11 protein-coding genes are annotated in these 11,939 nt (G+C 60.7%); 2 read left to right on the forward strand and 9 right to left on the reverse strand.

The window, feature by feature from the left end; translation table 11 throughout:
- Positions 1-43: 43 nt before the first annotated feature.
- The 9 genes from AC1DVF_RS08235 to AC1DVF_RS08275 all read right to left on the reverse strand — a co-directional run bounded on the left by AC1DVF_RS08235 (position 44) and on the right by AC1DVF_RS08275 (position 9,474).
- Positions 44-1,201 (reverse strand): D-alanyl-D-alanine carboxypeptidase family protein, encoded by a 1,158-nt coding sequence (locus AC1DVF_RS08235; RefSeq protein ID WP_038361911.1) that lies wholly within the window; start codon positions 1,199-1,201, stop codon positions 44-46.
- A 187-nt stretch (positions 1,202-1,388) separates the two neighbouring features.
- Complete coding sequence (locus AC1DVF_RS08240; RefSeq protein ID WP_093434584.1) at positions 1,389-2,399, reverse strand: septal ring lytic transglycosylase RlpA family protein; 1,011 nt, start codon at positions 2,397-2,399, stop codon at positions 1,389-1,391.
- On the reverse strand, positions 2,399-3,409 hold the full coding sequence (gene mltB, locus AC1DVF_RS08245; protein WP_093434581.1) for a lytic murein transglycosylase B: 1,011 nt from the start codon (positions 3,407-3,409) through the stop codon (positions 2,399-2,401). Before mltB ends, AC1DVF_RS08240 begins: the two co-directional genes overlap by 1 nt.
- Before the next feature lie 17 nt (positions 3,410-3,426).
- The gene (gene rodA / locus AC1DVF_RS08250; RefSeq protein ID WP_175559619.1) at positions 3,427-4,530 is read right to left on the reverse strand and encodes a rod shape-determining protein RodA; all 1,104 of its coding nucleotides are present in this window, start codon (positions 4,528-4,530) and stop codon (positions 3,427-3,429) included.
- A 31-nt stretch (positions 4,531-4,561) separates the two neighbouring features.
- A complete protein-coding gene (mrdA, locus tag AC1DVF_RS08255; RefSeq protein ID WP_477782301.1) occupies positions 4,562-6,457 on the reverse strand; it encodes a penicillin-binding protein 2 in 1,896 nt (631 codons plus the stop codon).
- 10 nt (positions 6,458-6,467) lie between these two features.
- A complete protein-coding gene (gene rlmH, locus AC1DVF_RS08260) occupies positions 6,468-6,935 on the reverse strand; it encodes a 23S rRNA (pseudouridine(1915)-N(3))-methyltransferase RlmH (protein ID WP_003185785.1) in 468 nt (155 codons plus the stop codon).
- A 9-nt stretch (positions 6,936-6,944) separates the two neighbouring features.
- On the reverse strand, positions 6,945-7,439 hold the full coding sequence (gene rsfS, locus AC1DVF_RS08265; protein WP_016986117.1) for a ribosome silencing factor: 495 nt from the start codon (positions 7,437-7,439) through the stop codon (positions 6,945-6,947).
- A gap of 72 nt (positions 7,440-7,511) precedes the next feature.
- Positions 7,512-8,234: a nicotinate-nucleotide adenylyltransferase gene (nadD, locus tag AC1DVF_RS08270; RefSeq protein ID WP_093434574.1), complete on the reverse strand. Its 723-nt coding sequence runs from the start codon at positions 8,232-8,234 to the stop codon at positions 7,512-7,514.
- Positions 8,203-9,474, reverse strand: a complete 1,272-nt coding sequence (locus AC1DVF_RS08275) for a glutamate-5-semialdehyde dehydrogenase (RefSeq protein WP_099759364.1) — start codon at positions 9,472-9,474, stop codon at positions 8,203-8,205. Before AC1DVF_RS08275 ends, nadD begins: the two co-directional genes overlap by 32 nt.
- A 177-nt stretch (positions 9,475-9,651) precedes the next feature.
- Between AC1DVF_RS08275 and AC1DVF_RS08280 the strand changes: the two genes are divergently transcribed.
- Both AC1DVF_RS08280 and AC1DVF_RS08285 read left to right on the forward strand, forming a co-directional pair.
- Positions 9,652-10,347, forward strand: a complete 696-nt coding sequence (locus AC1DVF_RS08280; RefSeq protein WP_093434571.1) for a DNA-3-methyladenine glycosylase — start codon at positions 9,652-9,654, stop codon at positions 10,345-10,347.
- Positions 10,348-10,418: 71 nt separating this feature from the next.
- Entirely contained in the window at positions 10,419-11,735 is a 1,317-nt protein-coding gene (locus tag AC1DVF_RS08285) for a bifunctional DedA family/phosphatase PAP2 family protein (protein WP_186621790.1), read from the forward strand.
- Positions 11,736-11,939 lie beyond the last annotated feature (204 nt).

An 11,939-nucleotide genomic window follows, 5' to 3' on the forward strand; every position in this document is an offset into this window, starting at 1 on the left:
GCCCCGCACCAGATCGGGGCGGGGCCATGCAGGTCAACACAAATCAGTTGAACAAGCCGTAGAAGAATAGACGGATGCTATCCCACATGCGGCGGAAGATACCACCCTCCTCGACGCCATCCAGAGCGATCAGGTCAGCGCTGTGCACGACCTTGTCTTCCAGTTTGACTTCGACTTTACCGATCACGTCGCCCTTGGCGATTGGCGCGGTCAGTTGCGGGTTCATGGTCATGCTCGCAGCAAGCTTCTTCAGCTGGCCTTTTGGCAGGGTCATGGTCAGGTCTTCAGCCAGGCCGGCCTTGACTTGATTGGTGGTGCCTTTCCACACCGGGGCCTGAGCCAGTTCGGTGCCCTTCTGATAGAAGGTCTGGGTTTCGAAGAAGCGGAAGCCGTAAGTCAGCAGCTTCTGGGTCTCAGCGGCGCGAGCCACTTCGCTGTTGGTGCCGAACACCACGGCGATCAGACGCTGGCCGTCACGTACAGCCGAGGACACCATGCAGTAGCCGGCTTCGTCGGTGTGACCGGTTTTCAGACCGTCAACGGTCTTGTCGCGCCACAGCAGCAGGTTGCGGTTAGGCTGCTTGATGCCATTCCAGAAGAACTCTTTCTGCGAGTAGATCGCGTAGTGAGCCGGGTCTTCGTGGATGATCGCACGGGCCAGGATCGCCATGTCGTGAGCCGACGAGTAGTGCTCCGGGTTTGGCAGACCGGTCGGGTTCATGAAGTGGGAATTGGTCATGCCCAGATCAGTCACAGTCTTGTTCATCAGGTCGGCGAACGCGTCTTCGCTGCCGGCGATGTGCTCGGACAGCGCCACGCTGGCGTCGTTGCCGGACTGGATGATGATGCCGTGCAGCAGGTCGCTGACAGTCACCTGCGAGCCGACTTTGATGAACATCCGCGAACCGCCGGTGCGCCAGGCGTTTTCGCTGACGGTCACCGGATCGTTTTCACCGATCTGGCCGCGACGGATTTCCAGGGTCGCGATGTAAGCGGTCATCAGCTTGGTCAGGCTGGCCGGTGGCAGACGCTGGTCGCCATTGTTCTCGACCAGTACGTTGCCGCTGCTGGCATCCATCAGAACGTAGGCTTTGGCAGCCAGTTGCGGTGGCGACGGCATCATCTCGGCCGCGAAGGCGGCTGGCGAGAGGAGCAGCGGGACTAGCAGACACAGGCGTTTGGCAAAGGTGGTGATGTTCATCCGTCTCTCGAAATCGCTAATGGAAACTGTCCTTGCGGACAAAATTTAATCAGATGACTTTCTAACGAGTCATCGCGTGTTCAGTTGCTCACTCCAGTCACCCTTGCCGGGCTTTTGTTCTTCGACGAGCCAACAACCTGGTTCACCCCCCGATACCGCAAGTGAACCGTCAATCAAGTTCTACGTATTACTCGGTGACCACACTTGGCGAACCAAGGTTGGCCAGGCGCACGCTGTTCTGCACCTGGGCAATTTCACCCGGCGAGCCGATCGGCCCCAGGCGAACCCGGTGCAGGGTCTGTTGATTGCGCACGATCGAGCTGATGAACACCGGAGCGCTCACCATCCCGCTGAGCTTCGACCTCAGCAGTTCTGCAGCGTCCGGGTTGGCGAACGCGCCCACCTGCAGATACTGGCCAGACGCTGGTGCAGAAGCGTTTTTTTTTGCACTCATCGGCACAGGGACGGTGTCGGAGGCATGTTGCTGCGGTGGTGGCGTCCATTGCTCGACGGTGCCGGCCGAGGCCGTGATCACCGGGGCGCTATTCTGCGCGACTTGCGGCTCGTTGAGCATCAAAGGCGCCGGACGGCCCTTGGCGGCCCACCATTGCTGAGGATCGATGCCTTCGACCTTGACCCGCGCGGTGCCGATTTCGGCATAACCGAGCTTCTTCGCCGCAGCATAGGACAGGTCGATGATACGGTCGGAATAGAACGGCCCACGGTCGTTGACCCGCAGGATCACGCTCTTGTTGTTGTCCAGGTTGGTCACCCGAACGTAACTTGGCAGTGGCAATGTCTTGTGGGCGGCACTCATGCCGTAAAGGTCGTAGACCTCGCCGTTGGCCGTGTTCTGACCGTGAAACTTGGTGCCGTACCAGGACGCCGTGCCCGAAGCCACGTAGGTCTTCGATTCCTGCAGCGGGAAGTAGGTCTTGCCCAGCACCGTGTACGGGTTGGCCTTGTACGGACCGGTGTGCAGGGTCGGCGTGGCGTCCGGGATGCGCGACACATCGACGTCCCACCACGGCGCGCCATCTTTATGCGCACGGTTGATGTCCAGGCCCGGCTGGGCACGCACAGCGGTCGTGGTGGTTTTCTGAGTCGGCGAACGGCTGGTCGAGCAACTGGCGACCAGCACCGCCAACGCAGCGAATGCCACCAGCTTCAGGGGTTTATTGTTAGGCAATGCCCGCATTACTTGACGCCCCGTGCTTGTACCAGCTGTTCAGACAGTTGATGTACGGCCATGGCGTACATCACGCTGCGGTTATAACGCGTGATCGCGTAGAAATTCTTCAGGCCCATCCAGTATTCAGGGCCGTTGTCGCCTTCGAGGCGAAATGCAGTAACCGGCATATCATCGCGCAGCGCATCATGACTTGACCAGCCCAGCGCCCGCAACTCTCCAACGGTTTTCGTCGGCTCAATGCCGGTGGTCAGGCCTTCATCGACCTGCTCGCCGCGGACATCGGCACGGCTGACCACCGGCTCACCGGCGACCCAGCCGTGACGCTTGAAATAACTCGCGACGCTGCCGATCGCATCATCCGGGTTGTTCCAGATATTGATGTGGCCGTCACCGTCGAAATCCACCGCATAGGCGCGAAAGCTGCTCGGCATGAACTGCGGCAGGCCCATGGCCCCGGCGTACGAGCCTTTGAGGGTCAATGGATCGACCTGTTCTTCACGCGCCAGCAGCAGGAACTCACGCAGTTCCTTGCGGAAAAATTCGGCACGGGGAGGATAGTCGAAACCGAGCGTCGACAAGGCATCGATCACCCGGTAATTACCGGTATTACGTCCGAAAAAGGTTTCAACGCCGATGATCGACACGATGACTTGTGCCGGCACGCCGTATTCCTGCTCGGCCCGGGCCAGGGTGGCCTCGTGCTGACGCCAGAAGTCCACACCACGGGCGATACGCGCGTCGGTGATGAACATCGGACGGTATTCTTTCCACTGCTTGACCCGCTCGGCAGGCCTGGAAATGGCGTCGAGAATCGCCTGCTTGCGCTGAGCTTCGCGGAACACCGCCATCAGCTGCTCACCAGCAAAACCATAGTCGCGGGTCATTTCACCGACGAACTCGGCCACCTGCGGCGAGCCTTCGTATTCGCCGGCCAGCGCTTCCTGCACGCTGCCCAGCAGGCCCATCAGGCCTACCAATGGCGCGCATCGAGTCGCCCAGCCACGCATAACTTGCATTGAACTCTTCACCTTATTCAAACCTGTGCGATCCACTTGCGATGGGTATGGATCGACATCAAAACCCCAAACGCTGACAGCAGCGTCACCAGCGAAGTTCCTCCGTAGCTAATGAACGGCAACGGCACCCCTACAACCGGCAACAGGCCACTGACCATACCGATGTTGACGAAAACGTAAACAAAAAACGTCATGGTCAACGCGCCGGCGAGCAATTTGCCGAACAGCGTCTGGGCTTGAGCGGTAATCACCAGCCCCCGGCCAATCAGCAACAGATAGATCAGCAACAGCGCGCAGATACCGACCAGACCGAACTCTTCGCCGAGTACGGCAATGATGAAGTCGGTGTGGCTTTCCGGCAGGAAGTCCAGGTGCGACTGGGTGCCGAGCAGCCAGCCCTTGCCGAACACGCCGCCGGAACCGATCGCGGCTTTCGACTGAATGATGTTCCAGCCGGTGCCGAGCGGATCGCTTTCCGGGTCGAGGAAGGTCAGGATTCGCTGCTTCTGGTAGTCGTGCATGATGAAAAACCACATCGCCACCGACACCGGGATCGCCGCTGCCAGCACGCTGAGAATCCAGCGCCAGCGCAACCCGCCCATGAACAGCACGAACGCACCACCGGCGAGAATCAGCAGCGAAGTGCCGAGGTCAGGCTGACGGACGATCAGGATGAACGGCACACCGATCAGCATCAGGCTGATGCCGACATGCTTGAGTTGCGGCGGCAACGTGCGCTTGGACAGATACCAGGCGATGGTCGCCGGCATCAGGATCTTCATGAACTCCGAAGGCTGGAAGCGGATCACCCCGGGGATGTTGATCCAGCGCGTCGCGCCCATGGCGTTGTGGCCCATGATGTCCACCACCATCAGCAGCACCACGCCAATCACATAACCGAGCGGTACCCAACGGGCCATGAAACGCGGTTCGAACTGGGCGATGACGATCATCGACACCAGACCGATACCGAACGAAGTGGCCTGTTTGGCCAGCAGATCCCAGCTTTTGCCACTGGCCGAATACAGCACGAACAGGCTGCCGGCGGCGAGGATCAGCAGCAGGATCAACAACGGGCCATCGATATGCAGTCTTTGCAGCAGCGTCGCGCGGCGACGCATCACATCCTCACTGGAGAGCATGCGATCAAAGTTATTCATCACGGGCCGTAGCCTCCGCACTGATTGGGCTGGCGTATTCGGCCTTCAAACGTCCGTCCTGATCGAGCAGCCAGGCATCCATGACCTGGCGCACCACCGGCGCGGCAACGCCGGAACCGGACTCACCGTTCTCGACCATCACCGATACGACGATGCGTGGATCGTCGGCCGGAGCAAAACCGACGAACAAGGCGTGGTCGCGGTGGCGCTCCTGAACCTTGGAACGGTCGTACTTCTCGCCCTGTTTGATCGCCACGACCTGCGCGGTGCCCGACTTGCCGGCGATGCGGTATTGCGCGCCGATCGCCGCTTTGCGCGCGGTACCACGGGCACCGTGCATGACCTGCTGCATGCCGTGGTTGACCTTGGCCCAGTCCGACGGATCACGCAGGACAATGTCCGGCATCGGGTTTTCATCCACCGGCTTCACCCCTTCGAGGGATTTGGCCAGGTGCGGACGGTTCCACACGCCTTTGTTGGCCACCAGCGCTGTGGCTTGTGCCAACTGCAGCGGAGTCGATTGCATGTAGCCCTGGCCGATCCCGAGGATCAGGGTTTCGCCGGGGAACCACGCCTGCTTGCGCGTCGCCCGCTTCCACTCGCGGGACGGCATCAGACCTGGGGATTCTTCGAACATGTCCAGCGAGACCTTCTGGCCGATGCCGAACTTGTTCATGTAGGCCGACAGCCGATCGATGCCGAGCTTGTGGGCCAGGTCATAGAAGTAGGTGTCGTTGGACCGCATGATCGCCGTGTCGAGGTCGACGAAACCGTCACCGGTACGGTTCCAGTTACGGTACTTGTGGTCATAGTTGGGCAGCATGTAGTAGCCAGGGTCGAATACCCGGCTCGACGCAGTGACCACACCGGAATCAAGGCCAGCAATTGCCACCGCCGGTTTGATCGTCGAGCCCGGCGGGTACAGACCGCGCAACACGCGGTTGAAGAGCGGCCGGTCGATGGAATCACGCAACTCGGCATAGGCCTTGAAGCTGATCCCGGTGACGAACAGGTTCGGGTCGAAACTCGGCTGACTGACCATCGCCAGCACTTCGCCGGTCTTCGGATCGAGCGCAACTACCGCACCACGACGTCCACCGAGCGCAGCCTCCGCGGCTTCCTGCAACTTGATGTCCAGGCTCAGAACAATGTCCTTGCCGGGAATCGGATCAGTGCGCTTGAGCACGCGCAAGACGCGGCCGCGGGCGTTGGTTTCGACTTCTTCGTAACCGACCTGACCGTGCAATTCCGGCTCGTAGAAACGCTCGATGCCGGTCTTGCCAATGTGGTGGGTGCCGCTGTAGTTGACCGGATCGAGGGTCTTCAGCTCTTTCTCGTTGATCCGCCCCATGTAGCCGACCGAGTGCGCAAAGTGCGCGCCCTGCGGATAGTGACGAACCAGCTGCGCCACCACTTCTACGCCGGGCAGCCGGAACTGGTTCACCGCAATCCGGGCGATCTGCTCCTCGGTCAGCTCGAACAGGATCGGCACCGGCTCGAACGGTCGGCGCCCCTGACGCATGCGTTTCTCGAAGATCACCCGGTCCTCAGGCGTCAGCTCCAGCACTTCGACGATGACGTCGAGCACTTGCTGCCAGTCGCCGGAGCGCTCGCGGGTCATGCTCAGGCTGAAGCTTGGACGGTTGTCCGCCACCACCACGCCGTTGCGGTCGAAAATCAACCCACGGGTCGGTGGAATTGGCTGCACATGGACACGGTTGTTTTCCGAGAGCGTCGAGTGGTACTCGTACTGGATCACCTGCAAGTAATACAGCCGCGCGATCAACACGCCAATCAGCAACATGATCGCAATGGCCCCGAACACGACGCGGCTACGCACCAGGCGTGCGTCCTTTTCGTGGTCCTTGATGCGGATCGGCTGAGACATGTGGGCTGGATTACTTGTGGTAAGGGTGACCGGACAACACGGTCCAGGCACGATACAACTGTTCGCCGATCAGGATCCGCACCAACGGGTGCGGCAACGTCAGCGGCGACAACGACCAGCGCTGATCGGCACGGGCGCAGACTTCAGGCGCCAGCCCTTCCGGGCCACCGACCATGAAATTGACCGTGCGCGAATCCAGCCGCCAACGGTCGAGTTCGACCGCCAACTGCTCGGTGCTCCAGGGTTTGCCGTGGACTTCCAGCGTGACGATCCGCTCGTTCGGCCCGACCTTGGCCAGCATGGCTTCGCCTTCCTGGCGGATGAATCGGGCCACGTCGGCATTCTTGCCACGGGTATTGAGCGGTATTTCCACCAGTTCCAGCGCCAGCTCGGACGGAAGACGCTTGGCATATTCATGCCAGCCTTCTTCCACCCACTTGGGCATGCGTGAACCGACGGCGATCAGGCGCAGTCGCACAGCAATCCCTTACAGCTGGTCTTTGTTGAGCTTGGTGAAATGCTCGTGGGTGTTTTCCGGGCTGTGATGCTTGGCGTCGGCCGCGCGGCTTTGCTCGGCACCGGCCCACAGGCGTTCCAGGTCGTAGAACTGACGTGCCGAGGCGGTCATCATGTGCACGATCACCAGGTCCAGGTCGAGCAGCACCCAGTCACTGTCGCCCTTGCCTTCTTCGCCCAGCGGCTTGGCGCCCTGCTTTTTGACTTCTTCGCGAACCTTGTCGAGCATCGCGTTGATCTGGCGGTTGGAAGTACCGGTGGCGATGATCATGTAGTCAGTGATGCTCTGCTTGTCGCGAACATCGATGATCTGGATGTCTTGTGCCTTGACGTCTTCCAGGGCAGCCACGGCCAGCTTGACCAGTTCGTCGCCTTTCAGCGGCTCATTGGTGTTGACCGGTTCTGGCAGCGGGGCGCTCTTGAATGTGCCTTTGCGCTTTACTTTGGTTTGGTCTTTGTCAGTCATATAAAACTCGTTTTGCTCGTATATTCGGCGGCTTGGCGACACGTGGATTCGTATCAGTGAAGCACGCCTTGTTCAGTTCGACGCACGGTACAGACCGTGCGCATCGATGTAGGCCAGGACCGCGTCGGGCACCAGGAAACGTACCGACTTACCGCTGGCCAGCAGTTGACGGATCTGGGTGGCGGAAACCGCGAGCGGTGTCTGCCAGACGAATGCAATCTGTCCGCTCGGCCCTTTCAGGGCCAGCGGGTCGCTCACCGAACGCGCTGCCAGCAGGTTGCGCAAGGCATCCGGCGGTTCGCTGTCGGCGTCCGGGCGCTGTAGCACCAGGATATGGCAATGCTGGAGCAACTCTTCCCAGCGGTGCCAAGTGGGCAGGCCGCAAAATGCGTCCCAGCCCAAAAGCAGAAAAACCTGGGTCTCGGCGGGCATTTCAGCGCGCATCGACTCCAGGGTATCAATGGTCCAGGACGGTTTGTCCCGCTGCAATTCGCGGGCGTCCACCACCAGCGGCGGCAATCCGGCCACCGCACATTCGACCATCGCCAGTCGATCCTGCGCCGAGACCTGCGGCGTACCGCGATGAGGCGGCCGCGCGTTCGGCATCAGGCGCAACTCATCGAGCGCCAGCGCTTCGGCGACTTCCAGCCCACCGCGCAAATGGCCGATGTGCACCGGGTCGAACGTGCCGCCCAGGACGCCAATGCGCCGGGGGCGGGACTCGTTGCCGGTTTGCGGCGCTGTCAGGTCGAGGCCGGTCAAGTCAAACCGTCGCCTGGCCGCGCAACTGGCCATCACCGACCACAACGTACTTCTCGCAGGTCAGTCCTTCGAGACCCACCGGGCCGCGGGCGTGCAGCTTATCAGTAGAAATGCCGATCTCGGCACCCAATCCGTATTCAAATCCATCGGCAAAGCACGTCGGCGTGTTGATCATCACCGAGGCCGAGTCGACTTCCGCCACAAAGCGGCGGGTATCGGCGAGGTTTTCGCTGACAATCGAATCGGTGTGATGGGAGCCGTAATGGTTGATGTGTTCGATAGCCTGATCCAGACCGTCGACGACGCGAATCGACAGAATCGGCGCCAGGTACTCGGTGTTCCAGTCGTCTTCGCTGGCGGCAACGGCTTCGATGATCGCCCGGGTGCGCTCGCAGCCGCGCAGTTCGACGCCTTTTTCGCGGAACTGGGCGGCCATCGACGGCAGGAAATCCTTGGCAACAGTTTGATCGACCAGCAAGGTTTCCATCGCACCGCAGATGCCGTAGCGATAAGTCTTGGCGTTGAAAGCAATGCGTTGAGCTTTCGGCAGATCGGCGTGGGCACTGACGTAAACGTGGCAGATACCGTCCAGGTGCTTGATCACCGGCACGCGCGCGTCGCGGCTGATGCGCTCGATCAGGCCACGGCCACCGCGCGGCACGATCACGTCGACGTACTCGGGCATGGTGATCATCGCGCCAACGGCGGCACGGTCTGTGGTTTCAACCACTTGCACCACGGCAGCCGGCAATTCGGCCTCGGCCAGACCGCGCTGAATGCAGGCGGCAATCGCCCGGTTGGAATGAATCGCTTCAGAGCCACCGCGCAGGATGGTCGCGTTGCCGGACTTCAGGCACAGGCTGGCAGCATCGATGGTCACGTTGGGTCGGGATTCGTAGATGATTCCGATCACGCCCAGCGGCACGCGCATCTTGCCGACCTGAATGCCCGACGGACGGAAGCTCATATCACGGATCGCACCGACCGGATCCGGCAGTGCAGCGACCTGCCGCAAACCGACGATCATGCCGTCGATGCGCGCCGGGGTCAGTTCCAGACGCTCCAGCAGTGCCGGTTCCAGACCATTGGCGCGACCGGCAGCCAGATCCTGCTCATTGGCGGCGGCAAGCTCGGCGCGCGCGGCGTCCAAGGCATTGGCAGCAGCCTGCAAGGCGCGGTTTTTCTGCGCGGTGCTGGCACGGCCGATGACCCGGGAGGCTTCGCGGGCGGCGCGACCCAATCGGGTCATGTAGTCAAGAACGGACTCAGTCATGGTCTGCTGGGGTCTTGGCAAAGAGGAAAGCGGCAGATTATAGCTGTCGCGTCCCGGGACTAACAGCGGTGACGGGCGGATGGTCGAAATGAACGCGGATTCGCCGGCGTTCAGGCCCAATTAAGCCGCGCGTTGTTATCATCACGACCTCCTGAGCCTGGATAAACATTGCCTGCCATGTCCAACCTGACCGTTCGCAACCGCGCCGAACGCCTGCCGCTAGGGCTGCCGGACGCCTTTTTCGACCGTGATGCGCAAGTGCTGGCGCAGGATCTGCTCGGCAAAGTCATTCGTCACCGGGTCGGCGATCTGTGGCTGAGCGCGCGAATCATCGAAACCGAAGCCTATTACTGCGCAGAAAAAGGCAGCCACGCCTCGTTGGGCTACACAGAAAAGCGTAAGGCTTTGTTTCTGGATGGCGGCCACATCTATATGTATTACGCCCGTGGCGGTGATTCGCTGAATTTCAGTGCGCAGGGGCCGGGCAATGCGGTACTGATCAAATCCGCCTATCCGTGGGTCGATGAAATCAGCGGTCCGGCGAGTCTGGCGCAGATGCTGCTGAACAATCCCGACGCGCAGGGACGTGCGCGGCTTTCGCAAAAGCTCTGCGCCGGGCAAACCCTGCTGTGCAAAGCGCTGGGTCTGAAGGTGCCGGTGTGGGATGCCAAGCGTTTTGATCATGAAGTCCTTCTGGTAGAAGACACCGGGCCGGCACCTTCGCACATCATTCAAACCACCCGCCTGGGCATCCCCCATGGCCGTGACGAGCACCTGATGTACCGCTTTGTCGACGCCAACTATGCGCAATGGTGCACGCGGAACCCGTTGCGACGGGGTCAGGTCGAAGGCCGGGATTATTTTCTGCTGTAACCACACACTCCTGTAGGAGCTGCCGAAGGCTGCTCCTACAGGAGGCCATTAATGATTTGGAGTTTTTCTGTATGGGCCCATGGCTCGATAGCATTACCGGGTGGCTGGCAGCCAATCCACAATGGCTGGCGGCTGCTGTTTTCATTGTGGCCTTTGTGGAATGCCTGGCGATTGCCGGTTTGATCGTGCCGGGCACCGTGCTGCTGTTTGCCGTCGCCGTGCTGGCCGGCAGCGGCGCCCTGTCATTGAGCGAGACTTTGTTGCTGGGCTTCCTTGGCGGGATTCTCGGCGATGCCGTTTCGTACTTCCTCGGTCGCCATTTCCACCAGAACATTCGGCGCCTGCCGGGGCTACGGCATCATCCGGAATGGATGGCCGGTGCCGAGTCGTATTTCCAGCGCTACGGCATCGCCAGTCTGCTGGTCGGTCGTTTCATCGGGCCATTGCGACCGATGCTGCCCATGGTCGCCGGCATGTGCGACATGCCTTTCCCGCGTTTCGCCGCTGTCAGCCTGCTGGCGGCCGCCGGCTGGAGTCTCGCCTATCTGCTGCCGGGCTGGGCCACCGGCGCGGCCTTCCGCCTGCCATTGCCTGAAGGGTTCTGGCTGGAGGCCGGCATTGTCGCTGGCAGCATCGCCGCAATGGTCGGTCTCAGCGTGAACAGCAGCCTGCGTCGCCACCGTCGCGCGACCATCTGGATCAGCAGCATGAGCCTGTTGATTCTGATTGGTCTGTTCATCGGCTATCCGTACCTGACAGCGCTCGATCAAGGGGTGATGACACTGGTGCAGGAACATCGCCAGCCAATGCTGGATGAAATTGCGGTCACACTGACCCTGATCGGTGAGTTCCGCAACATGCTGCTGTTCAGCGTCCTGCTGACCGGCCTGTTGCTGGTGTGCCGGCAATGGCGTCATGCGATCTTCGTTGGCGGTACGCTGCTGGTGACCGCATTGGCCAACACCGGGACCAAATACTTCTTCGCCCGGGTGCGTCCGGAAGTGCTGACCGACCCACTGACCACTTACAGCATGCCCAGTGGTCATGCCTCAGGTTCGTTTGCACTGTTTCTGACCCTGGCGGTACTCGCCGGCCGTGGCCAGCCGCCACGCATGCGCCTGACCTGGTTGCTGATCGCCTGTATTCCGGCCCTCTCCATCGCCCTGTCGCGGGTCTATCTGGGCGCTCATTGGCCAACCGACGTGCTGGCCGGCGCCATGCTTGCCGCCTGTGTCTGCGCTGCCGCCCTGTGGCTGAGCCAGCGTAAAACCCCACTCAATCCCATGCCGTTCAAGATCTGGTGGTTGATCCTGCCGGCAATGTTGGCGCTGTTCGGATTTTTCGTCCTGCGGCACTTGCCTCATACCTTGTTGCGTTACGCCTATTGAATCTGGCGATACACAAGCCTTAATCCTTCTGCACTGCTCTTTTAGGAATTCTCCGACAAGAGCAGCGCTGTTCTCTTATTCAAACTTACTCGCCCACGGTAAGAATCCTTATTTACCAAACCGCAACTTCGCACACTTCAAACTAAAAACAACCGAAGTTACATATCAATTACGAACCCTAACGCCAGCGCCTTCCATAACTTG

Source organism: Pseudomonas sp. P4_D7, from assembly GCF_056401755.1.